This is a genomic window from Mycobacterium sp. 4D054, assembly GCF_052245755.1.
Taxonomy (GTDB): Bacteria; Actinomycetota; Actinomycetes; order Mycobacteriales; family Mycobacteriaceae; genus Mycobacterium.
Genome location: NZ_JBQQCF010000038.1, coordinates 21,917 through 46,189 on the forward strand (window position 1 = coordinate 21,917; position 24,273 = coordinate 46,189).

At 68.4% G+C, this 24,273-nt stretch carries 15 protein-coding genes; 12 read left to right on the plus strand and 3 right to left on the minus strand.

What is annotated here, in order from left to right:
- Nucleotides 1-55 precede the first annotated feature (55 nt).
- The 6 genes from ACTWP6_RS22735 to ACTWP6_RS22760 all read left to right on the plus strand — a co-directional run bounded on the left by ACTWP6_RS22735 (nucleotide 56) and on the right by ACTWP6_RS22760 (nucleotide 6,746).
- The gene (locus ACTWP6_RS22735; protein WP_260754424.1) at nucleotides 56-1,654 is read left to right on the plus strand and encodes an AMP-binding protein; all 1,599 of its coding nucleotides are present in this window, start codon (nucleotides 56-58) and stop codon (nucleotides 1,652-1,654) included.
- 35 nt (nucleotides 1,655-1,689) lie between these two features.
- The gene (locus ACTWP6_RS22740; RefSeq protein WP_260754422.1) at nucleotides 1,690-2,880 is read left to right on the plus strand and encodes an amidohydrolase family protein; all 1,191 of its coding nucleotides are present in this window, start codon (nucleotides 1,690-1,692) and stop codon (nucleotides 2,878-2,880) included.
- Between the two features lie 32 nt (nucleotides 2,881-2,912).
- Nucleotides 2,913-4,352, plus strand: coding sequence for a FadD3 family acyl-CoA ligase (locus ACTWP6_RS22745; protein ID WP_443188858.1), 1,440 nt, complete (start codon nucleotides 2,913-2,915; stop codon nucleotides 4,350-4,352).
- A gap of 152 nt (nucleotides 4,353-4,504) precedes the next feature.
- On the plus strand, nucleotides 4,505-5,380 hold the full coding sequence (locus ACTWP6_RS22750) for a hypothetical protein (RefSeq protein ID WP_443188846.1): 876 nt from the start codon (nucleotides 4,505-4,507) through the stop codon (nucleotides 5,378-5,380).
- A complete protein-coding gene (locus ACTWP6_RS22755; RefSeq protein ID WP_443188847.1) occupies nucleotides 5,377-6,060 on the plus strand; it encodes a hypothetical protein in 684 nt (227 codons plus the stop codon). Before ACTWP6_RS22750 ends, ACTWP6_RS22755 begins: the two co-directional genes overlap by 4 nt.
- A 20-nt stretch (nucleotides 6,061-6,080) precedes the next feature.
- Nucleotides 6,081-6,746 (plus strand): IspD/TarI family cytidylyltransferase, encoded by a 666-nt coding sequence (locus ACTWP6_RS22760; RefSeq protein ID WP_260754415.1) that lies wholly within the window; start codon nucleotides 6,081-6,083, stop codon nucleotides 6,744-6,746.
- Here ACTWP6_RS22760 and ACTWP6_RS22765 read toward each other — a convergent pair.
- Entirely contained in the window at nucleotides 6,715-7,431 is a 717-nt protein-coding gene (locus ACTWP6_RS22765; RefSeq protein WP_260754414.1) for an IspD/TarI family cytidylyltransferase, read from the minus strand. The two genes, ACTWP6_RS22760 and ACTWP6_RS22765, sit on opposite strands and share 32 nt — an antisense overlap.
- A gap of 121 nt (nucleotides 7,432-7,552) precedes the next feature.
- Between ACTWP6_RS22765 and ACTWP6_RS22770 the strand changes: the two genes are divergently transcribed.
- The gene (locus ACTWP6_RS22770) at nucleotides 7,553-8,749 is read left to right on the plus strand and encodes a low temperature requirement protein A (RefSeq protein ID WP_443188859.1); all 1,197 of its coding nucleotides are present in this window, start codon (nucleotides 7,553-7,555) and stop codon (nucleotides 8,747-8,749) included.
- Here the strand turns inward: ACTWP6_RS22770 and ACTWP6_RS22775 are convergent.
- On the minus strand, nucleotides 8,746-10,002 hold the full coding sequence (locus ACTWP6_RS22775; protein WP_443188848.1) for an MFS transporter: 1,257 nt from the start codon (nucleotides 10,000-10,002) through the stop codon (nucleotides 8,746-8,748). The two genes, ACTWP6_RS22770 and ACTWP6_RS22775, sit on opposite strands and share 4 nt — an antisense overlap.
- A gap of 329 nt (nucleotides 10,003-10,331) precedes the next feature.
- Here ACTWP6_RS22775 and ACTWP6_RS22780 point away from each other — a divergent pair, with 329 nt between their 5' ends.
- The 5 genes from ACTWP6_RS22780 to ACTWP6_RS22800 all read left to right on the plus strand — a co-directional run bounded on the left by ACTWP6_RS22780 (nucleotide 10,332) and on the right by ACTWP6_RS22800 (nucleotide 23,638).
- Nucleotides 10,332-11,072 (plus strand): MerR family transcriptional regulator, encoded by a 741-nt coding sequence (locus ACTWP6_RS22780; protein WP_260754409.1) that lies wholly within the window; start codon nucleotides 10,332-10,334, stop codon nucleotides 11,070-11,072.
- A gap of 651 nt (nucleotides 11,073-11,723) precedes the next feature.
- The gene (locus ACTWP6_RS22785) at nucleotides 11,724-20,936 is read left to right on the plus strand and encodes a fatty acid synthase subunit beta domain-containing protein (protein ID WP_443188860.1); all 9,213 of its coding nucleotides are present in this window, start codon (nucleotides 11,724-11,726) and stop codon (nucleotides 20,934-20,936) included.
- A 22-nt stretch (nucleotides 20,937-20,958) separates the two neighbouring features.
- On the plus strand, nucleotides 20,959-21,351 hold the full coding sequence (acpS, locus tag ACTWP6_RS22790; protein WP_260754407.1) for a holo-ACP synthase AcpS: 393 nt from the start codon (nucleotides 20,959-20,961) through the stop codon (nucleotides 21,349-21,351).
- A gap of 104 nt (nucleotides 21,352-21,455) precedes the next feature.
- Nucleotides 21,456-22,274 carry a formate/nitrite transporter family protein gene (locus ACTWP6_RS22795; protein WP_260754404.1) on the plus strand — a complete coding sequence of 273 codons (819 nt, stop codon included), beginning with the start codon at nucleotides 21,456-21,458 and terminating at the stop codon, nucleotides 22,272-22,274.
- A 26-nt stretch (nucleotides 22,275-22,300) separates the two neighbouring features.
- Complete coding sequence (locus ACTWP6_RS22800; RefSeq protein ID WP_443188849.1) at nucleotides 22,301-23,638, plus strand: dipeptidase; 1,338 nt, start codon at nucleotides 22,301-22,303, stop codon at nucleotides 23,636-23,638.
- 103 nt (nucleotides 23,639-23,741) lie between these two features.
- Here ACTWP6_RS22800 and bcp read toward each other — a convergent pair whose 3' ends face one another.
- Entirely contained in the window at nucleotides 23,742-24,215 is a 474-nt protein-coding gene (gene bcp / locus ACTWP6_RS22805) for a thioredoxin-dependent thiol peroxidase (RefSeq protein WP_443188850.1), read from the minus strand.
- Nucleotides 24,216-24,273: the final 58 nt, after the last annotated feature.

The window sequence follows — 24,273 nt, forward strand, 5'->3', positions numbered from 1 at the left end:
GAGGAGAATAGCATCGCGTGGCATCTCCTTGCGGATAGGAAGGTGGCGCACAGCCATGCGAAGGATTCCTCCTGAGCTCGTCAGACGCTACGAGCAGGAGGGCTACTGGACGCCGGAAACCCTGGGCGACCTGTTGGCCCGAGGGCTCGCGAACAGTCCCGAGACCGGCTTCTACGTGCACTCGTCGATTCGGCCCTACCAGGGGACGTTCGGCGACGTCGAGCGTGACGCCCGGCGGTTGGCCGCGGGTCTGCGTGAGCGCGGGGTGGGTCCCGCTGATGTGGTGGCGATGCAACTGCCTAACTGGCGCGAGGCCGCGGTCGTGTTCTGGGCCGCGGCCTTCCTCGGGGCGGTGATCGTGCCGATCGTGCACTTCTACGGTCGCAAAGAGCTGGCCCACATCCTGGCCACCGCCAAGCCGCGGGTGTTCGTGACCACCGAGGAATTCGGGCGGATGCGGTATCAGTCCGACCTGTGCGCCGATGTGCCGGTCGTCGGGCTGGTCGCCGGAGACGGGTCGGGGGCGGCCAACGAGCACGCGTTCGAGGCGCTGCTCGCCGACGAGCCGCTGGTCGGCACGGTGGCCGCCGACCCCGCCGGACCGGCGCTGATCGCGTTCACCTCCGGCACCACCCGTGATCCGAAGGGCGTGATCCACAGCCACCAGACGCTGAGCTTCGAGACGCGCCAGTTGCTGGCGAACTACCCGGCCGACCGCGGGCGGCAACTGACCGCGACCCCGGTCGGCCACTTCATCGGCATGATCGGCGCGTTCCTGATCCCGGTGCTCGAAGGCGCGCCGATCGACCTGTGCGATGTCTGGGACCCCGGGCGGGTGCTCCAGCTCATCGAGAGCGACGGCCTCTCGATCGGAGGGGGGCCGCCCTACTTCGTGACCAGTCTGCTCGACCACCCCGATTGCCGACCCGAGCACCTGCGCTCCTTCAAGACCGTCGGCCTCGGCGGGTCGACGGTGCCGGCGGCGGTCACCCAGCGTCTCACCGATCTGGGCATGTTCGTGTTCCGCTCGTACGGCAGCACCGAACATCCGTCGATCACCGGTTCCCGGCCCACCGCCCCGGCGGAGAAGCGGCTGTTCACCGACGGTGACGTGCGTCCGGGGGTGGAGATCCGGCTCGGTCCGGACGGCGAGATCTACAGCCGCGGCCCCGATCTGTGTATGGGTTACACCGATGACGAACTGACCGCGCGGGCGTTCGACGACGAGGGCTGGTATCGCACCGGCGACATCGGGGTGCTCGACGAGGACGGTTACCTGACGATCACCGACCGCAAGGCTGACGTGATCATCCGCGGCGGGGAGAACATCAGTGCCCTGGAAGTGGAGGAGGTGCTGCTGGCGATGCCCGCCGTCGCCGAGGCGGTCGTGGTCGCCGCACCCGACCCGCGGCTGGGCGAGCATGCCGCGGCGGTCCTGAGGATCCGTGACGGTCACGCCATGCCGACGCTCGACGAGGTGCAGGAGCACTTCGCCGCGGCCGGTGTCGCCACCCAGAAATGGCCAGAGGAGTTGCACCGGGTGCCCGAGGGTCGGGATTTCCCGCGCACCGCAAGCGGGAAGGTGCAGAAGTACGTGATCCGGCAGCAGGTCGCCGCCGGCGACGGGTTGGTCGTTGCGGCCTCCCGCAAATGAGAATACGATTCTCCCGATAGGAAAAGGAGTCTTTCATGGGACAACTGTCGCACCGGGTGGACATCCCGTTCCCGCTGTTCGATGCGGACAACCACCTGTACGAACCGCCAGAGGCGATGACGAAGTATCTGCCCAAGGAGTACAAGGACGTCGTCCAGTACGTCGAGGTCAACGGGCGCACCAAGATCGCGCTCAAGGGCCAGATCAGCAACTACATCCCGAACCCCACCTTCTCGGTCGTCGCCAAGCCCGGCGCCTGGGAGGAGTACTTCAAGTACGGCAACCCGGACGGCAAGAGCAAGCGTGAACTGTTCGGTGAGCCGATGAAGGCCATCCCGGCTTTCTTCGAGCCGGAGCCGCGCATCAAGGTGATGGACGAGCTCGGCGTCGACCGCAGCCTGATGTTCCCGACGCTGGCCAGCCTGATCGAGGAGCGGCTCTCCGACGACCCGGTCGCGATCCACGTGCTCATCCACTCGCTCAACCAGTGGCTGGACGAGGTGTGGGGCTTCAACTACCAGAACCGGATCTTCACCACCCCGGTGATCACTCTGCCCATCGTCGAGAAGGCGATCGAGGAGCTGGAGTGGTGCGTCAAGCGCGGCGCCCGCGCCATCCTGATCCGGCCCGCTCCGGTGCCTGGCTTCCGCGGCCCGCGGTCGTTCGCGCTGCCCGAATTCGACCCGTTCTGGGAGCGCGTCGTCCACCACGACATCTTCGTCGGCATGCACTCCAGCGACAGCGGCTACTCGCGCTACACCTCGGAGTGGGACGGCGCCGCACAGGAGATGTTGCCGTTCCAGACCAACGCGATGTCGATCCTCAACGAGTGGCGCCCGATCCAGGATGCGGTGGCCTCGTGGGTGATTCACGGTGCGCTGTTCCGCCATCCCAAGCTCAAGGTCGGCATCGTCGAGGCCGGTTCGAAGTGGATGTTCCCGCTGCTCGACTCGATGGCCGAGGTGTACAAGAAGGCTCCGGAGGCCTTCCTGGGCAACCCGATCGAGGAGATCAAGAACCGCATCTACGTCAGCCCGTTCTACGAGGAGGGCATCGACGACCTGATCAACCTCATCGGTGTGGACCAGGTGCTCTACGGCTCCGACTGGCCGCACCCAGAGGGTCTGGCCGAGCCGACGCACTACGTCACCGCGCTGGAGCATCTTTCGGTCGAGGATCAGGCCAAGATCATGGGCGGCAACCTGGGACGTCTCGTCACGACGTGACGTATCAAGCCCGATGGGCGACCATCCCGGAGATGGTCGCCAGCGCGGCGGACCGATTCGGCGACGCGGAAGCGGTCGTCGACGGTCCGCTGCGCCTGTCCTTCACAGAGCTCGTCGAGCGGATCCAGCGCGCCGCAGGTGCTTTTGCCGATCTCGGGATCGCCAAGGGGGAGCGGGCCGCGATCTGGGCACCCAACAGCGCCGAGTGGATCATCGCCGCGTTCGGACTGCTCACCGCCGGCGGGGTGCTGGTGCCCGTCAACACCCGCTTCAAGGCCGATGAGGCAGCCGACATCATCAGCCGCAGCGGCGCGAAAGCTGTTCTGGTGCAACAGGGATTCCTCGGCGTCGACTATGCGCTACCTTCTTCGTGGCCCGGCAGGCGACCGCCGGTGTTCGACCTGAAATCGGACTTCCTGGGCAGCGGTTCGCCGTTCAGCCGTCCCGTCGACGGCGACGACGTCTCCGACATCATCTTCACCTCCGGCACCACGGGGCGTCCCAAAGGTGTGATGATGAATCACCGGCAGAACCTGCGGCTGTACGAGGAATGGTGCGAGCTGGCCGATCTGCGGCCCGGTGACCGCTACCTGATGGTCAATCCGTACTTTCACACCTTCGGTTACAAGGCCGGACTCATCGCCTCTTTCATCCGCGGCGCCACCATGCTGCCCGTCGCGGTTTTCGACGTCGAGCGCGTCGTCGAACTCGTTGCCGCAGAACGCGTCACGATGCTCCCGGGGCCGCCCACGCTGTACCACTCACTGCTCGGCGTCAAGGACAAGAGCAAGCTGGCCACGCTGCGCGCCGGGGTGACCGGCGCTGCCGACATCCCCGTCGAGTTGGTCCGCCGGGTGCACGAGGAGCTCCCGTTCCAGACATTGGCGACCGGGTACGGCCTGACCGAGGCCGGCACCGCAACGCTGTCGCGGCCGGGGGACTCGTTCGAGGACATCGCGACCACCGCCGGCGTGGCCTGCGACGGTGTCGAGTTGCGCATCGCCGACGACGGTGAGGTGCTGATCCGCGGCTACACGGTGATGCAGGGCTATCTCGACGATCCCGCCGCGACCGCCGAGACGATCGATCCAGAAGGCTGGCTGCACACCGGGGACCTCGGCACGCTTGACGACGCGGGACGTCTGCGGATTGTCGGCCGCAAGAAGGACATGTTCATCGTCGGGGGCTTCAACGCATACCCGGCTGAAATCGAGGGTTTCCTGCTTGAGCACCCCGCGGTGGCGCAGGCCGCGGTGATCGGGGTCCCCGACGAGCGCCTGGGTCAGGTCGGCAAAGCTTTCGTCGTCGCCGACCCGGCGCACGACCAACTCAGCGCCGACCGGTTGATCGCATGGTGTCGTGACCGAATGGCGGGTTTCAAGGTGCCGCGGTATGTAGAGTTCCTCGACGAGTTGCCGTTGAATGCCACCGGCAAGGTGATGAAGGACAGGTTGCAGAACCATCAACGCTGAGCGGCTGCACAGCCGAGAACCAGCATTTCTGCACTCAGGACCTTTGTCTAGCTCGGCGTGACCGAGGTATCGTCAATGCGATACTCAAAAAAGAAGAATGACATTCTCGTAGCGATTATCGTTCAAACGACCCTGCAGACAAGGAGGTCGGTGTGCCGTCTTTCAGGCGCCGCGACTCGGTGATCGACGCCGATCGCGTCGAGGAATCGACCGCGGAACCTGGCACCGCCGCGGACCCAGAGGAGGCGCGCGCGCTCGTCGAGGAAGCCGAAGCCGAGGCCGCCGAGGCGGAGGCGCTGGCCGCTGCCGCCCGGGCCCGCGCCCGCGCCGCCCGGTTGCGACGGCAGGCACTCGCCGCCGAGACCGATGCCGACAGCCAAGCCGGTGTCGACGACGAAGCCGGTGTCGACGAAGCCGGTGTCGACGACGACGGTGACGCCCTGGGGTCAGAGCCGGTCGCCGTCGAGGCGGTGGACGGCAGCGATCCGGTGCCCGACCCCGCCGACTCCGCCCCGAAGGTCACACGGAAGCGGCGCCTACCGCGCCCGCGCTGGACGGCCGTCGTCGCAGGCGTCGTGGTGCTCTGCACGGTGGCGCTGCTGGGCGCCAGCGGATACATGATGTGGAGTCATCGGGCGGCCGAGAAGGTGCGCCAGCAGAACGCCGAGTACGTCGCCGCGGCCCGGCAGAGTGTGGTCACGCTGATGTCGCTGGACTTCAACAAAGCCGAGGAGGATGTACAGCGCATCATTGACAACTCCACCGGCCAGTTCAAGTCGGACTTCGAGACCCAGGCGGCGGATTTCGTCAAGGTCGCGCAGGATTCCAAGGTCGTCACCGAAGTGACGGTCAACTCCACTGCTGTGGAATCGATGTCCGACGACTCCGCCCAGGTGCTGGTCGCCGCATCGTCGCGGGTCACCAACACCGCAGGCGCCGACCAGGAGCCGCGCACGTGGCGGCTCAGCGTCAGCCTGGAGCGTGAGGACGGGCAGATCAAGATGTCGAAAGTCGAGTTTGTGCCGTGAGCGACGACCAACGCACCGAGGACGACGTGGAGGCCGACGAGAACGCCGCCGTGACTGCCGATGCGAACGCTGACGAGGCCGTCGACGCGGACGGCGGTGACATCGATCCGGACGGCGATGACGCCTCGGCGGCCGGGCAACGGTCAGGCGGCGACGCCGGCGATGAAGCGGCCGCGAAAGCTCCGCGCCGTTCGAGGCGGGGCCTGGTCAGCGCGATCCTGTTGGCCGTCGCGCTGCTGGCCTCGGCCGGCATCGCCGGCTGGCTGTATGTCAACGACTATCGGCCGGATCAGCAGACCGACCCCGCGGCGGCACAGGTGGCTCTCGATGCCGCCAAGACCGGAACGGTCGCGCTGTTGTCGTATTCACCCGAATCCCTGGATCAGGACTTCACGAACGCCAAGGCCAAGCTGACCGGCGATTTCCTGTCCTATTACACGCAGTTCACCGAGCAGATCGTCACGCCCGCGGCCAAGGAGAAGTCGGTGAAGACAGCGGCCTCGGTGGTGCGTGCGGCCGTGTCGGATATCCAACCGGACTCCGCCGAGGTGCTGGTGTTCATCAACCAGACCACCACCAGCAAGGAGAACCCGGACGGGGCGTTCGCCGCGAGCAGCGTCAAGGTCGGTCTGAAGAAGATCGACGGCAACTGGCTGATCGAGTCGTTCGACCCGGTCTGATCGGTATAGCCTCGGACGCCGTGACCGTGACGGCGATTTTGCCCCTGCCCGAGGACGGTGAGCAGCACCGCGACGCGGTGTTCACCCCGGTGTGCGGCAAGTCCCCGCTGCTCCGGATCGTCGGCGCGCTTACCCGGACCTGCGACGTCGTGATCGCCGCGGCCCCCCGCCATTCCGACGTCGTGCGCGAGGCCCTTGCCGCGACGGAGTTCTCGGCGGTCCGCGTCGTCGCCGCCGACACGCCGGGCACCCGCGCGCAGTGCATCGCGGCGGGCCTGTCGGCCGCGGCCGACGGACCGGTGCTGCTGCACGATCCGGCCTGGCCGCTGATCGCCGACATGATGCTCGACGCGGTGGTCTCGGCGGTGCGCGGCGGTGCGGCCATGGCGCTGCCGATCCGTCCGGTGACCGACAGCGTGAAAGCCGTCGACGCGCACGGCACGGTCACCGCGACGATCGACCGGTCCCTGTTGCGCACCGTCCAGTACCCGCGCGGATTCGACCACGCGGTGTTGCTCAGGTTGCTCAGCACCGGCGAGCCTTTCGACGAACTGTCGGCCGCACTGGCCGCAGACGTGGCGCTGACGCTTGTCGACGGCGACACCGACGCCATGAGATTCGAGCTGCCCGCAGAGGCGGCTTTCCTGGCCGCGCTCATCGAGGGTCGGCAGGACTCCCCGCGTTGATCAGAAGGTGGTGCGCCACCGCGACGTCACGGGCGTAGGTGACCTTGAGATTGTCTGTGCGGCCCCGGAACGTCCGGACCTCGACCCGGGTGTAGCGCTCGACGCACGACGACGTGTCGGTGCCTTCGAAATCGTCGCGCGAGGCGCTGCGGTAGGCGTGCAGCAGGTCGCGTGCGCGGAAAGCCTGGGGGGTCTGGACCCGGACGAGCAACGCGTCGTCGGCCACGCGTTTCAGGCCGTCGCCGCCCGCCCGCGCCACATCCCGGATCGGCAGCGCCGGCAGCGCGCCACCGAACTGCCGGGCCAACGTGATCGCCTCGACGAACATGCCGGGCCCGGCCAGCGGGCGCGCGGCGTCGTGAATGACGACGACGTCCACGGCCCCGGCCTCGATGTCGTCGGCCAGATACCGCACCACGTTGGTCTCCGACGCGTGCCTGCTGTCCCCACCCTCAACGAATTCAACTGTGGTGCAGTCGATCTCGTGCTTCAGGGTGTCACGTGCGAGCTCGAACTCGCCGCGGCGGTGGACAAGTACCGTGCGGGCGATGTCGGGGAGGTTGATCAGCGTGTCCAACGACCAGGCCAACATGCTGCGGCCCGCCAACGGAAGGTAGGCCTTGTTGCCGTCGGCGCCGACCCGGGTGCCCAGGCCCGCGGCCAACACCACTCCGACCGCGTTCATGGCCGAACCTTATCGTGGCACGCCGGCAGGCGCCGCTACGCTCTGCCCCACGTTCAAAAGGAGAGAGCCCGTGAGCGAGCACGTGCACGTATCCACCGGTCGAGCGCACCGAACCCGGCCGATGTCCGGGCGGGACACACACGAGCCGGGGCGGACCGCCACGCCGCTGGAGCTGCTGTTCGATCTGACGTTCGTGATCGCTTTCGGGATCGCGGCCTCGGAGTTCGCCCATCTGCTCGCCGCAGGGCACGTCGTGCCGGGCCTGGCCGGATTCTTCTTCGCGATGTTCGCGGTGTGCTGGGCGTGGATCAACTTCAGCTGGTTCGCATCGGCGTACCACACCGACGACTGGCCCTACCGGCTGACGACGATGCTGCAGATGGTCGGCGTCATCGTCCTGGCGCTCGGATTGCCCCAGATGTACTCGTCGATCGAACACGGTGGGCACGTCGACAACACGGTGGTCGTCGCCGGATATGTCGTGATGCGGGTCGCGATGGTCGCCCAGTGGCTGCGTGCCGCCGGGCAGGACCCGCTGCGCCGCCGAGCCTGCTTGACCTACGCGCTGTGGATCATGATCGCCCAGATCGGGTGGGTGCTGGCGATTTTCGTCCATACCTCGGTGCCGGTGACCGCCGCGATCGTGGTGTCGCTGGTTCTCGTGGAGGTGACGGGGCCGGTGGTCGCCGAATGGCGTCAGGGTGGAACACCCTGGCACGCCCATCACATCGTCGAGAGGTACGGGCTGTTCACCATCATCGCACTTGGAGAAGGGGTCGTCGGCACGGTGGCGTCCTTGACGGCGGTCGTCGGTGCGCAGGGATGGTCGGTCGAGGCCGTGTTCGTCGCCGTTGCGGGAACGGGATTGACGTTCGGAATGTGGTGGATCTACTACATGTTCCCCCACGCCGAGATCCTGCACCTACGGCGAGAACGCTCCTTCTGGTTCGGCTACGTGCACATTGTGGTGTTCGCCTCGATCGTGGGCACCGGCGCGGGATTGCACGCGGCGGCCTACTACATCGAGCACCACTCGGCGCTGTCTTCGGTCGCCACCGTGCTTGCGGTGGCCGTACCCGTGGGTGTCTTCATCGCGACGGTCTATGTCCTGTACGCGGCCATGACGCGGACCGTGGACCTGTTTCACGTCGTCATGGTCGTGCTGACCGCCGCCGTACTCGCCGTGGCGGTGATGCTGGCCGACCGCGGGATCTCGATGGCCAACTGTCTGCTGGTGGTGACACTGGCCCCGGTGGTTTCGGTCGTCGGTCACGAACTGGTCGGGCACCGGCGCGTCGCGGCGGCGGTCGAACCCTAGGCTTCGATCCCCTCTAGCAGCATCCGGTCGTCTTGGGCGCGCAGCAACCGCCGTGCCTTGCGCCGCGTGATCAAGATGCCGATGACGGCGAGCGCCCATACGACGTACTGAAGCGTCCAGGCGGTGCGGAACGAGTCGAACGAGATTCCGCCCGCGGCCTCCATCGCCAGGCCCATCGACTGCATCAGCAACAACGACGCGATGAACCCGCCCATGTTGACCATGCCTTGCGCGGTGCCCAGCGTCGCGCCCGAATTGAAGGTCCTCGCGAAGTCGAAGCCGACCATCGAGCCGGGACCGCCCACCGAGATCACCATGACCAGCGCCACCAGCAACCACAGCGGCGCCGCGTCCGGCAAGGCGAGCACCACCGACCACGCGATCGCGTTGCTGGCGATGATGATCAGCACCATGCGTGATCGGCGGTGCGGGTAGCGCCCGGTCAGGAACCCGATCAGCACTCCCGCGCCGATGGCGGTGACCACCGACAGGCTCAGCAGGCCGCCGGCCAGACCCGGCGACAACCCCTGCGTTTCGGTCAGATAGGGCAGTCCCCACATCAGCGCGAACACGGTGATCGAGAACTGGGTCCCCATGTGGGTGAAGAATCCCAGTCGGGTGCCCGGGCGCAGCCACACCGTCTTCACGCTGCGCAGCGTCTCGCGGACCGTCATCGCCTCCGAGGTGCTCTTCGAACCGTCCGGGGTGTTCCTGACGACGGCCAGCGTCAACACGAGCGACAGCACACCCACCGCCGCAGCGGAGACATAGGCCACCGACCATCCCGAGGCGGACAGCAGCGCCAGGAACGGAACCGCGGACAGCACCTGGCCCAGCTGTCCGCAGATGCCGGTCAGCTGCGTGACCACCGGGATCTGCCGTGGGGGAAACCAGTGCGGGACCAGGCGCAGCACGGAGATGAACGTCACCGCGTCGCCGAGCCCGACCACGGCGCGGGCGGCGATCGCCGTCGGCAGGGATTCGGTGAACGCGAGCGCCATCTGCCCCGCCGCCATCAGGGCCGCCCCGGAGGCGATCAGCGCTCGCGACCCGAACCGGTCGAGGAGCAGGCCGGCGGGCACCTGAGCCCCCGCGTACACGACGACCTGGAGCACCACGAACGTCGACAGCAGACTGGGACCCGCGGAGAATCGGTCGGCCGCGGCCAGGCCCGACACCCCGAGCGTGGTGCGAGCCAGCACTGCGACGATGTACGCGAACAGCCCGGTGGCCCACACGATCCACGGACGCACGCCCACACCTCCCGCCGTGCTTTGTCTTAATGTCCTGCTCTGGCTGCGAACAGCTCATCCTCCCGTACCCCGCCCCGTCAGTGCCAATCGAATTCCGGCCGGAGCCGGCTTGCGGTGGCGTCAGAGTTGGCTGAATCTGCAGTTGTCGGCATAGAAATTTCACACGGTGCAGTATTTGCGCTGATAGTCGTATCGTCGACGACCTACACTGCTCGAAAAGCCGGTGTGCATTTACTTCGCTCGTAGCGTCGATCCGCGGGTAAAGTGGTGCAATGCACGATCGCGGCCGTGGATCAGCCCGCCGCTTCGGATGTGGGGGGCGGTGACGCGTGGCTGAGTACCGGCTGGAAGATCTGGCGCGGGAATCCGGCATCAGCGCCAGGAATATCAGGGCCTACCGGGAGCGAGGTCTGCTGGACCCCCCGCGGCGGGTCGGACGTTCAGCGCTGTACGACGACTATCACCTGTCCCAGCTCAACACCATCAGTCAGCTACTCCGGAAGGGCTACAACTCGGCTCACATCGCCGAGTTCTTCGCCAGCATGCGCCAGGGCACCGATCTGGCCGACATCCTGGGGCTGCAGCAGGCTGTGCTCGGCGAAGGGACACCGGAGCCCGAGTCCGCCCCGGCAGCCGTCGCGATCGACGCCGACAGCGAGGAGGCTCGCAAGCTGGCCGGCTACGGACTGGCCGAGATCGAGAACGGCCGGGTCGTGATGACCGACGGTGCTGCTGCCGACATCTTGGCCCATTCGCCGGATCCCGCGCTGTATGTCCGGGCGCTCCTGAGGTTTGTCGAAGCCGCCGAGGATTCGGTCGACGACCTGGCCGAGGCTTTCGTGACGAGTCTCGAAGAGCTCTACCGGACCCGGATCGGCGCCGACTACCTCCCGCGGCCGGACGAGATGGACGAGATCCGCCGGGCGGTTCAGGACTATCGCGCGCTGGGGGAGCAGGTGATGGTCACGCGGTTCGACCAGGCCACCCGCCGCTGCATGGTCGCTTCGGCCTCCGAATACACCGCCGGGATCCTGCTCAGCGGCGCCTGGGAACCTCGTCGAGGCGCCTGAGGGGCCCGGCGAATCGGCCCGCAGTCCGGGCGCTGTGGACGGAACGGCTGCATCCTTACCCGTCGGTAGGGTATTCCAGCAAACATGTATCCGCCGAGCGAAAACAGGACCACACACTTTCGACGATCTTGTCGTCTGTGTGTGCCGACGGGCGACGCGACGTGCGAACGAAAAATATCAGATAACGATTGTGTAACAATGCTGCTTTGAACTGCACTTCTATCCTACTCAACCGTAACCACCCGCATGCAGGACGTTTGTCATGGATAACCCGCGGGCGGTTCGGAGCCCCCGTTATGTAGCGCACTGTTACCGGTGCGTAGAACTCGCCAGTAACCATTTAGGGCGGGAAACTGGGGCAGTCTCTTATGACACTCTTAGTACGGCTGAAGTGTCCGATGTGCGGGCCCCTTAGAGAGGAAGGGCGACTGTGCCCTCCAGGGACCGCCGCCGACACCAGCAGGATTCGACGCCGAATCGCAGTGGCCGCACGGGCAGTGCGGACCATCCACGACGAGCCCACCAGCCCGAGACGACCGTGAACACGCGATCGCAGCGCGATTGAAGGACCTGAGGAGAACACAAGACGTGACGATCAACGACCAGCACCGTGCGGCCACCAGCTCTGACGGCCAGACAGACTTCGAGCCCTTGTCGGGTACGCACGCTCTCGTCGATCGGCTGCACTCCGGCGAGCCCTACGCGGTGGCGTTCGGCGGCCAGGGCGGTCCGTGGCTGGAGAACCTCGAAGAGCTCGTCAACTCCGCCGGAATCGAATCCGAGATCAGCCAGCTGGTGGCCGAGGCCGAGCTGCTGCTCGAGCCGTTGGCTCGCGAGCTGGTGGTGGTCCGGCCGATCGGCTTCGAGCCGATGAAGTGGATCCGCGCGCTGGCTGCCGACGAGCCGCTGCCCGCCGCCAAGGACCTCACCACCGCGGCGATCTCGGGGCCCGGCATCCTGCTCACCCAGATGGCGGCCCAGCGCGCGCTCAAGCGTCAGGGCCTCGACCTCGACGCGCACCCGCCGGTGGCCATCGCAGGTCACTCCCAGGGCGTCACCGCCGTGGAGTCACTGAAGGCCGGAGGCGCCCGCGATGTCGAACTGCTGGCCATCGGTCAGCTGATCGGTGCGGCCGGCTCCCTGGTGTCCCGGCGCTGTGGCATGGTCGGCCGCGGCGACAAGTCGCCGATGGTGTCGGTCCTCAACGTCGACCCCGCCCGCATCGCCGAGCTCCTCGACGAGTTCGCCCAGGATGTCCGTACGGTGCTGCCGCCGGCGCTGTCCATCCGCAACGGCCGGCGCTCCGTGGTGATCACCGGGACCCCCGAACAGCTCGCCCGCTTCGAGCTGTACTGCGAGAAGATCACCGAGAAGGAAGAGGCCGAGCGCAAGAACAAGGTCCGTGGCGGCGCGATCTTCCGCCCGATCTTCAACCAGCTCAACGTCGAGGTCGGCTTCCACACGCCGCGCCTGGCCGGCGGCATCGACCTCGTCAACGAGTGGGCGTCGCGCACCGGCCTGGACCGCGAGCTCACCCGCGAGCTCACCGAGGCGATCTTCGTCAACCCCGTGGACTGGGTCAGCGAGGTCGAGGGCCTGGCCGCCGCCGGCGCCAAGTGGATCGTCGACCTGGGGCCCAGCGACACCGTCACCCGCCTGACCGCGCCTGTGATTCGCGGTTTGGGCATCGGCATCGTCGCGGCCGCCACCCGCGCCGGCCAGCGCAGCCTGTTCACCGTGGGCGCCGCACCCGCGGTCGCACCGGCCTGGTCGAGCTACGCACCCAAGCCGGTCGCGCTGCCCGACGGTTCGGTGAAGGCGTCGACCAAGTTCACCCGGCTGACCGGACGCTCGCCGATCCTGCTCGCCGGCATGACGCCGACCACCGTGGACGCCAAGATCGTCGCCGCCGCCGCCAATGCCGGCCACTGGGCCGAGCTGGCCGGTGGTGGTCAGGTCACCGAAGAGATCTTCGACGCCCGCATCGAGGAGCTGACCCAGCTGCTGGAGCCGGGCCGGGCGATCCAGTTCAACTCGCTGTTCCTCGACCCGTACCTGTGGAAGCTGCAGGTCGGCGGCAAGCGGCTGGTCCAGAAGGCCCGTCAGTCGGGCGCCCCGATCGACGGCGTGGTCGTCACCGCGGGCATCCCGGACCTCGAAGAGGCCGTCGACCTGATCGAAGAGCTCCACACCGTCGGCATCAGCAACGTGGTGTTCAAGCCGGGCACGGTCGACCAGATCAAGTCCGTGATCAAGATCGCCGCCGAGGTGCCCGGCCGTGACGTCATCGTCCACATCGAGGGCGGTCGCGCCGGCGGCCACCATTCGTGGGAGGACCTCGACGACCTGCTCCTGAGCACCTACGGCGATCTGCGCAAGCACGCGAACATCACGATCTGCGTCGGCGGCGGCATCGGCACCCCGGAGCGGGCCGCCGAATACCTGTCCGGCGAATGGGCCAAGCCCTACGGGTTCCCGGAGATGCCGGTCGACGGCATCCTGGTCGGCACCGCCGCGATGGCCACCCTGGAGGCCACCACGTCGCCGGCGGTCAAGCAGCTGCTCGTCGACACCAACGGCACCGAGACCTGGGTCGGGGCGGGTAAGGCGATCAACGGCATGGCCAGCGGCCGCAGCCAGCTCGGCGCCGACATCCACGAGATCGACAACACCGCGTCCCGGTGCGGCCGCCTGCTCGACGAGGTCGCCGGCGACGCCGACGCCGTCGCCGAGCGTCGCGACGAGCTGATCGCCGCCATGGCCGCCACCGCCAAGCCGTACTTCGGCGACGTCGGCGACATGACCTACCTCCAGTGGCTGCAGCGTTACATCGAGCTGGCGATCGGAGACGGCGACAGCACCGCCGACACCGCCGGGGTGGGCAGCCCGTGGCTGGCCGATACCTGGCGGGACCGCTTCGAGGAGATGCTCAAGCGCGCCGAGGCCCGTCTGCATGAAAAGGACTCAGGCCCCATCGAGTCGCTCTTCGTCGGCGCCGAAGGCCAGGCGCTGTTGGACAACCCGGACACCGCGGTCGCCGCGCTGCTGGCCCGTTACCCGGACGCCGAGGCGGTCCGGCTGCACCCGGCCGACGTGCCGTTCTTCGTGACCCTGTGCAAGACCCCGGGTAAGCCGGTGAACTTCGTGCCGGTCATCGACAAGGACGTCCGCCGCTGGTGGCGCAGCGACTCGCTGTGGCAGGCTCACGACGCCCGCTACACCGCGGACCAGGTCTGCATCATCCCCGGCACCCAGGCCGTCGCGGGCATCACCCGGGTCGACGAGCCGGTCGGAGAGCTGCTCGACCGCTTCGAGCAGGAGATCGTGGACCGCATCCTCGCTTCCGGTGCCGAGCCGGTTCCGGTGGTGTCGCGCCGTCAGGCCCGGGCCGATGTCAGCGGTCCGCTCGCGGTGGTGCTCGACTCGCCCGACGTGCTGTGGGCCGGACGCACCGCGATCAACCCGGTGCACCGAATCGGGGCCCCGGCCGAGTGGCAGGTCAACGACGTGCCCGGAAAGCCCAGTGCGACGCACCCCAACACCGGTGCCCGGCTGGAGCAGAGCGTTGACGGCTCCGGAAATGTGTCGGTGACGCTGAGCGTGCCGCTGTCCGACATTTGGATCGACATCCGCTTCACTCTGCCGGCGGCCACCGTCGACGGCGGCGCCCCGATCGTCACCGTCGAGGACGCCTCGACGGCCATGCGCGCGGTGCTGGCCATCGCCGCGGGTGTGGACGGGCCGGAAGCCCTTCCGGCAGTTGAAGACGGGACCGCGACCGTGTCGGTCGAGTGGGATCCGGAGAAGGTCGCCGACCACACCGGTGTCACCGCCACCTTCGGTGCCCCGCTGGCGCCCGGTCTGACGCTGGTGCCCGACGCGCTGGTCGGTCTGTGCTGGCCGGCGGTGTTCGCCGCGATCGGTTCGGCGGTCACCGACCACGACTTCCCTGTCGTCGAGGGGCTGTTGAGCCTGGTGCATCTCGACCACGCGGCCCACCTGCTGCAGAAGATGCCCGCGACGAAGTCCGAATTGACCGTCACCGCAACGGCTTCGGCCGCCACCGACACCGAGGTGGGCCGCGTCGTCCCGGTGGAGGTGACGATCGCCGACGCCGAGGGCACCGTCCTGGCCACGCTGGGTGAGCGGTTCGCGATCCGCGGCCGCACCGGGGCGGCCGAGTTGGCCGACCCGCCGCGCGCGGGTGGGGCCATCACCGACAACGCAACCGACACCCCGCGCCGCAGGCGGCGCGACGTGGTGGTCAACGCGCCGGTCGACATGAGCGCCTTCGCGGTGGTCTCGGGTGATCACAACCCGATCCATACCGACCGGGCCGCCGCACTGCTCGCCGGCCTCGACTCGAACATCGTGCACGGCATGTGGCTGTCGGCCGCCGCGCAGCACGCGGTCACCGCGACCGACGGCCGCGCCACCCCGCCGGCCCGTCTGGTGGGCTGGACCTCCCGCTTCCTCGGGATGGTGCTGCCCGGCGACGAGATCGAGTTTCGGGTCGACCGTGTAGGTATCGACCGCGGCGCCGAGATCATCGAGGTGGCGGCCAAGGTCGGCGGCGAACTGGTGATGTCGGCTACCGCGCAGCTGGCGGCGCCGAAGACCGTCTACGCGTTCCCCGGCCAGGGCATCCAGTCCAAGGGCATGGGGATGGACGTGCGGGCCCGGTCCAAGGCCGCGCGCAAGGTCTGGGACACCGCGGACAAGTTCACCCGCGACACCCTGGGCTTTTCGGTGCTGCACGTGGTGCGGGACAACCCGACCAGCCTGATCGCCTCCGGTGTGCACTACCACCACCCCGAGGGTGTGCTGTACCTGACGCAGTTCACCCAGGTCGCGATGGCCACGGTGGCCGCCGCCCAGGTCGCGGAGATGCGCGAGCAGGGTGCGTTCGTCGAGGGTGCGATCGCCTGTGGTCACTCCGTCGGCGAGTACACCGCGCTGGCTTGCGTGTCCGGTGTCTACGAACTCGAAGCGCTGCTGGAGGTCGTGTTCCACCGCGGCTCCAAGATGCACGACATCGTGCCGCGTGACGCCCAGGGCCGGTCCAACTACCGGCTGGCGGCCATCCGCCCGTCGCAGATCGACCTGGACGACGCCGACGTCAAGGGATTCGTCGCCGAGATCTCCGAGCGCACCGGTGAATTCCTGGAGATCGTGAACTTCAACCTGCGCGGTTCGCAGTACGCGATCGCCGGCACCGTCGCCGGTCTGGAAGCCCTCGAAGAAGAGGTCGAGCGGCGCCGCGAGATCTCCGGCGGCAAGCGGTCTTTCATCCTGGTGCCGGGCATCGACGTGCCGTTCCACTCAAGCGTGCTGCGGGTCGGTGTCGCCGACTTCCGCCGGGCGCTCGAACGTGTCATGCCCACGGACGCCGATCCGGAGCTGCTCATCGGGCGCTACATCCCGAACCTGGTGCCGCGGCCCTTCACGCTGGATCGTGACTTCGTCCAGGAGATCCGCGATCTGGTGCCCGCGGAGCCGCTCGACGAGATCCTCGCCGACTACGACACGTGGCGTAACGAGCGGTCGCACGAGCTGTGCCGCAAGCTTGTGATCGAACTGCTGGCCTGGCAGTTCGCCAGCCCGGTGCGCTGGATCGAGACCCAGGACCTGCTGTTCATCGAGGAGGCCGCCGGTGGTCTCGGCGTGGAACGGTTCGTCGAGATCGGCGTGAAGAACGCGCCGACGGTCGCCGGCCTGGCCGCCAACACGTTGAAGTTGCCGGAGTACTCGCACAACACCACCGAGGTGCTCAACGCCGAGCGGGACGCCGCGGTGCTGTTCGCGACCGACACCGACCCGGAACCGGACCTCGAAGACGATGCTGCGGAGACCGCCCCGGCAGCGGAAACCGCACCGGCAGAAGCGGTTTCGGTCGCGGCAGCGCCCGTCGCACCGGCGCCGGCCGCGGCTCCGGCCGGTGGACCGCGCCCCGACGACATCGCCTTCGACGCCGCCGACGCCACCACGGCGCTGATCGCGCTGTCGGCCAAGATCCGCATCGACCAGATCGAACCGCTGGACTCGATCGAGTCGATCACCGACGGTGCGTCCTCGCGGCGTAACCAGATGCTGGTCGACCTCGGGTCGGAGCTGAATCTGGGCGCCATCGACGGCGCCGCCGAGGCGGACCTGGCCGGACTGAAGGGGCAGGTCACCAAGCTGGCCCGTACCTACAAGCCGTTCGGTCCGGTGCTGTCGGACGCGATCAACGATCAGCTGCGCACGGTCTTCGGGCCGTCGGGCAAGCGGCCGGCCTACATCGGCGAGCGGGTCAAGAAGACCTGGGAGCTCGGTGACGGCTGGGTCAAGCACGTGACAGTCGAGCTCGCCCTCGGCACCCGGGAAGGCTCCAGTGTCCGCGGGGGAGCACTGGGTGGTCTGCACGACGGTGCGCTGGCCGACGCCGCCGCGGTGGACAAGGCGATCGACGCTGCGGTGGCCGCTGTCGGCGCCCGCCGCGGTGTGCCGGTGTCGTTGCCCTCCGCTGCCGGTGCCGCCGGCGGGGTGGTGGATTCCGCCGCGCTCGGTGAGTTCGCCGAGAAGGTCACCGGACCGGACGGCGTGCTCGCCTCGGCGGCCCGCACCATCCTCGACCAGTTGGGCCTGGGCGCACCGTTCGTGACGCCCGAGGCTTCGGCTGACGCCGAGCTGATCGACCTGGTGACCGCCGAACTCGGTTCGGATTGGCCCCGCCTGGTGGCGCCCGTCTTCGACGGCCGCAAGGCGGTGCTGCTCGACGACCGGTGGGCCAGCGCCCGTGAGGACCTGGTCCGCATCTGGTTGATGGACGAAGGGGACATCGACACCGACTGGGCACGTCTTTCGGAGCGCTTCGAGGGCGCGGGCCACGTGGTCGGCACCCAGGCCACCTATTGGCAGGGCAAGGCACTGGCCGCGGGCCGCAACGTGCATGCGTCGCTGTACGCCCGCGCCGCCGCCGGTGCGGAGAACCCGGGCAAGGGCCGCTACCACGACGAGGTCGCCGTGGTGACGGGCGCGTCGAAGGGTTCGATCGCCGCATCGGTGGTCGCGCAGCTGCTCGACGGAGGCGCCACGGTGGTGGCCACAACGTCGCGGCTCGACGACTCCCGGCTGGCTTTCTACCGGCAGCTCTACCGCGACAACGCGCGCTTCGGAGCCAAGCTGTGGGTGCTGCCGGCGAACATGGCCTCCTACAGCGACATCGACGCGCTGGTCGAGTGGGTGGGCACCGAGCAGACCGAGAGCCTCGGGCCCAAGTCCATCCACATCAAGGATGCGCTGACCCCGACATTGCTGTTCCCGTTTGCCGCGCCGCGGGTCGGTGGCGATCTGTCGGAGGCGGGCGCGCGCGCCGAGATGGAGATGAAGGTGCTGTTGTGGGCCGTGCAGCGGCTCATCGGCGGCCTGTCGCAGATCAGCTCCGACCGCGACATCGCGGCCCGGCTGCACGTGGTGCTGCCGGGGTCTCCGAACCGAGGGATGTTCGGCGGCGACGGTGCGTACGGTGAGTCGAAGGCGGCGCTGGACGCGGTCGTGTCCCGGTGGAAGGCCGAGACGTCGTGGGCGCAGCGCGTCAGCCTGGCGCATGCGCTGATCGGCTGGACCCGAGGCACCGGCCTGATGGGGCACAACGACGTCATCGTCGACGCGGTCGAGGAAGCGGGCGTCACCACCTACTCGACCGAGCAGATGGCGAGCATGCTGCTCGACCTGTGCGACGTGGAGACCAAGGTGGCCGCCGCCCGGGAGCCCGTGCAGGCGGACCTGACCGGGGGCCTGGCCGAGGTCGAGCTCGATCTGTCGGCGCTGGCAACCAAGGCGCGTGACGAGGCGACGTCGGCCCCGGCCGACGAGGCCGACGAGGACGCGGCCGCCGATCATCTGATCGCCGCGCTGCCGTCCCCGCCTCGCCCGGTCACCCCGGCGCCGGCGCCGGAGTGGGCCGATCTCGATGTCGACCCGGCCGACCTGGTCGTCATCGTCGGCGGCGCCGAGCTGGGCCCGTACGGATCGTCGCGCACGCGTTACGAGATGGAGGCCGACAACGAGCTGTCGGCGGCCGGCGTGCTGGAGCTGGCGTGGACCACCGGCCTGATCAAGTGGGAGGACGATCCCAAGCCCGGTTGGTACGACACCGAATCCGGCGAGCTGGTCGACGAGTCCGAGTTGGTGGAGCGCTATCACGACGAGGTCGTGAGCCGCTGCGGCATCCGCGAATTCGTCGACGACGGCGCGATCGATCCCGATCACGCGTCCCCGCTGCTGGTCAGTGTCTTCCTGGACAAGGACTTCCGGTTCGTGGTGTCCAGCGAGGCCGATGCGCGCGCCTTCGTGCAGTTCGATCCCGAGCACACGGTGGCCCGTCCGATCCCGGATTCCGGCGACTGGGAGGTGATCCGCAAGGCGGGCACCGAAATTCGCGTGCCCCGCAAGACGAAGCTGTCGCGGACGGTGGGCGCGCAGATCCCGACCGGTTTCGACCCGACCGTGTGGGGCATCAGCCCGGACATGGCCACGTCGATCGACCGGGTGGCGCTGTGGAACATCGTCGCGACCGTCGATGCGTTCCTGTCCTCGGGCTTCACGCCGGCAGAGCTGATGCGCTGGGTGCACCCGAGCCTGGTGGCCTCCACACAGGGCACCGGCATGGGTGGTATGACCTCGATGCAGACCATGTATCACGGCAACCTGCTGGGCCGGAGCAAGCCGAACGACATCCTGCAGGAGGTCCTGCCGAACGTCGTTGCCGCACACGTGATGCAGTCCTACGTTGGCGGTTACGGCGCGATGGTGCACCCGGTCGGCGCCTGTGCCACGGCCGCGGTGTCGGTCGAGGAGGGTGTGGACAAGATCCGCCTCGGCAAGGCCGAGCTCGTGGTGGCGGGCGGCTTCGACGACCTGACGCTGGAGGCGATCATCGGCTTCGGTGACATGGCGGCCACCGCCGACACCGAAGTGATGCGGGCCAAGGGAATCAGCGATTCGAAGTTCTCCCGGGCCAACGACCGGCGCAGGCTCGGCTTCCTGGAGGCCGAGGGTGGCGGCACGGTGCTGCTGGCCCGCGGCGACCTGGCGCTGAAGATGGGTCTGCCGGTGCTGGCGGTGGTCGGCTACGCGCAGTCCTTCGCCGATGGTGTGCACACCTCCATCCCTGCCCCCGGGCTCGGCGCGCTGGGCGCCGGGCGCGGCGGAAAGGACTCGGTGCTCGCACGCTCGCTGGCCAAGCTGGGGGTGGGTGCCGACGACATCGCGGTGATCTCCAAGCACGACACCTCGACGCTGGCCAACGATCCCAACGAGACCGAGCTGCACGAGCGGCTCGCGGACTCGCTGGGGCGGTCCGAGGGCGCGCCGCTGTTCATCATCAGCCAGAAGAGCCTGACCGGGCACGCCAAGGGCGGCGCGGCGGTCTTCCAGATGATGGGCCTGTGCCAGGTCCTGCGCGACGGCGTCATCCCGCCCAACCGCAGCCTGGACTGTGTCGACGACGAGCTGGCCACCTCGGCGCACTTCGTGTGGCCGCGGGAGACCCTGCGGCTGGGTGAGAAGTACCCGCTGAAAGCGGGTCTGGTCACCAGCCTGGGCTTCGGTCATGTGTCGGGTCTGATCGCGCTGGTGCACCCGCAGGCCTTCCTGGCGACGCTGGATCCCGAGCAGCGGGCGGACTACAGTGCCCGCGCCCAGGAGCGGCTGCTGGCCGGACAGCGCAGGCTGGCCTCGGCGATCGCGGGCGGCCGTCCGATGTTCGAACGGCCGGCGGACCGGCGCTTCGACGGTGATCTGCCGGAGAAGACCCAGGAAGCCGCAATGCTGCTGGACGCGGCGTCGCGGCTCGGCGAGGACGGCGTGTATCGGCGTTGAACCGTGAGATAGGTTGCAGCCCGTGGGCATCGTCGGGATAGGTATCGACCTCGTTTCGATTCCGGAGTTCGCCGAACAGGTGGATCGGCCCGGGACGGTGTTCGCCGAGACGTTCACCCCGGGCGAGCGGCGCGACGCCGCCGACAAGAGTTCGTCGGCGGCGCGCCACCTCGCCGCGAGGTGGGCGGCCAAAGAGGCGGTGATCAAGGCCTGGTCCGGGTCGCGGTTCTCGAAGCGGCCGGTGCTGCCTGAGGCGATTCACCGCGACATCGAGGTCATCACCGACATGTGGGGCCGGCCCCGGGTGCGGCTGTCCGGCGCGGTGGCCGAACACCTCAAAGAGGTGACGATCCACCTGTCGCTCACCCACGAGAAGGACACGGCCGCGGCGGTCGCCGTCCTCGAGGAGCGCTGAGAAGCGCCGGCCTCACCGGCGAGGGTCGGTGTCAAGCCCTCGTGGGTTGGCGTGCGGGCTTTCGGGTATCCGGGCGGATCACCTAGCCGCACCGGGAGGTCGACGTGTCCGACACAAGCCAGCGCGAACTCGGGGATTCCGACAGCCCCATCGAGGACGAACTCGAATACGCGTTCCGCAGGATGGTCGACGAAGGCACTCAGCGGCTCCACCGCAGCTGGCGTGAGGTGCTGGTCACCGGCTTCTTCGGCGGCACCGACATCGCGGTCGGGGTGTTGGCCTACCTTGCCGTGCTGAATGCCACTCACCAGCCGCTGCTGGCGGCACTGGCGTTCTCCGTCGGCTTCCTCGCGCTGCTGCTCGGCCGCAGCGAGCTGTTCACCGAAGGGTTTCTGATACCTGTCACCACCGTCGCGGCCAAGCGTGCCAGCGTCGCGCAGCTGATCAAGCTGTGGAGCGGCACGCTGGTCGCGAATCTGGTCGGAGGCTGGGTGCTGATGTGGCTGATCATGACGGCGCTGCCGCGCCTGCACGAGCAGACCATCGAGTCGGCCGGACACTACGCGACCGCGCCGCTGTCCGCGGAGACCGTCGCGCTGGCGCTGCTCGGCGGCATGGTCATCACGCTCATGACGCGCATGCAGCACGGCACCGACGCGATGGTCGGCAAGATCGCCGCCGCGGTCGCCGGCGCCTTCCTGCTGGCGGGCACGCAGCTGTTCCACTCGATCCTGGACTCGCTGTTGATCTTCGGGGCGCTCGCCACCGGTCGCGCGCCGTTCGGTTATCTCGACTGGCTCGGGTGGTTCGGCTACACGGTCGTCGGCAATGTCGTCGGCGGGCTGCTGCTGGTCACGCTGCTGCGGCTGCTGCGCAGCAAGGACCGTCTGCAGGAAGAGCGTCACGACGCCGAGACGCCGTAAACACGGGAACGGCTAACCTCGACGCCATGAGCGATCTCGTCCAGCGCGTCCGCGACGTCCTGCCCTCTGTGCGTGCCGATCTGGAAGATCTGGTGCGCATCCCGTCGGTGTGGGCCGATCCGGCGCGGCGTCCCGAGGTGCATCGCTCGGCCGAAGCGGTGTCGAAACTGTTGTCCGAAGCCGGGTTCGGTGATGTCCGGATCGTGGCTGAGGGCGGCGCGCCTGCGGTGATCGCCCGGCACCCGGCACCCGTTGGGGCCCCGACGGTGCTGCTGTACGCCCATCACGACGTCCAGCCCGAAGGCGATGTGTCCGAATGGCACACGCCGCCGTTCGAGCCGACCGAACGCCGGGGCCGGCTCTACGGACGCGGCACTGCCGACGACAAAGCCGGAATAGCAACGCATCTGGCAGCCTTCCGGGCGCACGGAGGCAACCCGCCGGTCGGGGTGACCGTGTTCGTCGAGGGGGAGGAGGAGTCCGGCTCGCCGTCGTTGGGGCGCGTGCTCGCGGCGCACCGCGACGAGCTGGCCGCCGACGTGATCATCATCGCCGACTCGGACAACTGGAGCACTGAGATCCCGTCGCTGACGGTGTCGCTGCGCGGATTGGCCGACTGCGTGGTGGAGGTCGCCACCCTCGACCACGGCCTGCACTCGGGTATGTGGGGCGGTGTGGTCCCTGACGCGCTGTCGGTGCTGGTGCGCTTGTTGGCCAGCCTGCACGACGACGACGGCAACGTCGCGGTCGAAGGCCTGCACGAGGCAGTAACAGCCGATGAGGATTTCCCCGACTACTCGCCGGAGCGCGTGCGCGCCGACACCGGCCTGCTCGACGGCGTGCACGAAATCGGTTCGGGCTCCGTGGCGCAACGGCTTTGGGTAAAACCGGCGATCACCGTCATCGGTATCGACACCACACCGATCGCGCAGGCGTCGAACACACTGGTACCGCGGGCGCGGGCGAAGGTGAGCATGCGCGTCGCACCCGGCGGGGACGCCGCCGAGCACCTCGCCGCGCTGACCCGGCACCTGCAGCGCCACGCCCCGTGGGGCGCGCAGGTGACGGTGACGCCCGGTGATCTCGGCGAGCCCTATGCGATCGAGGCGAGCGGCCCGGTCTACGACGCGGCGCGTACCGCGTTCCGCGAGGCCTGGGGTCACGACGCGGTCGACACCGGTGTCGGCGGGTCCATCCCGTTCATCGCCGAGTTCGCCGCGGCCTTCCCCGACGCCAAGATCCTGGTCACCGGTGTCGAGGACCCGGACACCCAGGCGCACAGCATCAACGAGAGCCTGCATCTCGGGGTGCTGGAACGGGCGGCGACGGCCGAGGCGCTCCTGCTGGCCGGGCTGGCCCCGTAATCGGCCGCCTCGGGTGAATCGGCGTCCCCGCCGGGAAGAACGCCGCGGTCAGGACCGGCCGCAACACTCACCCGCGGCAGCGCCCACGCCGGTCGATCTTGAGTCAGACGGACAGGTCGCGCCGGAGCTTCGCCACGTGCCCGGTCGCGCGGATGTTGTACTGCGCCACCGCGATCTTGCCGTCCTCGTCGACGACGAACGTCGAACGGATCACGCCCTGCACGGTCTTGCCGTACATCTTCTTCTCGCCGTAGGCGCCCCAGGCCTCCAGCACTGTGCGGTCAGGATCTGACAGCAGCGGGAACGTGAGTCCTTCCGTGTCGCGGAACTTGGCGAGCTTCGCGGGTTTATCGGGGGAGATCCCGACGACGTCGAGGCCGGCTTCGCTGAGATCGGCGAGGTTGTCCCGGAAGTCGCACGCCTCCTTGGTGCACCCCGGTGTCGAGGCGGCCGGGTAGAAGTAGACGATGACCTTGCGGCCCTTGTAGTCGGAAAGCGCGACGGTGTTGCCGTCGGCGTCGGGAAGGCTGAACGCGGGCGCTGTGTCGCCGACCTCGAGTCGGGGAGTTTGCGGCATGGCTGGATGTCCCTTCAGACGGCCCGAGCGGGTGTGGTGGTCGTTCAGTCGACCGGGG

Coding starts and splice junctions, on each gene's coding strand:
- ACTWP6_RS22735 (WP_260754424.1), top strand. CDS start 56: ATGCGAAGGATTCCTCCTGAGCTCGTCAGACGCTACGAGCAGGAGGGC.
- ACTWP6_RS22740 (WP_260754422.1), top strand. CDS start 1,690: ATGGGACAACTGTCGCACCGGGTGGACATCCCGTTCCCGCTGTTCGAT.
- ACTWP6_RS22745 (WP_443188858.1), top strand. CDS start 2,913: ATGGTCGCCAGCGCGGCGGACCGATTCGGCGACGCGGAAGCGGTCGTC.
- ACTWP6_RS22765 (WP_260754414.1), bottom strand. CDS start 7,431: ATGAACGCGGTCGGAGTGGTGTTGGCCGCGGGCCTGGGCACCCGGGTC.
- ACTWP6_RS22770 (WP_443188859.1), top strand. CDS start 7,553: ATGTCCGGGCGGGACACACACGAGCCGGGGCGGACCGCCACGCCGCTG.
- ACTWP6_RS22800 (WP_443188849.1), top strand. CDS start 22,301: ATGAGCGATCTCGTCCAGCGCGTCCGCGACGTCCTGCCCTCTGTGCGT.
- bcp (WP_443188850.1), bottom strand. CDS start 24,215: ATGCCGCAAACTCCCCGACTCGAGGTCGGCGACACAGCGCCCGCGTTC.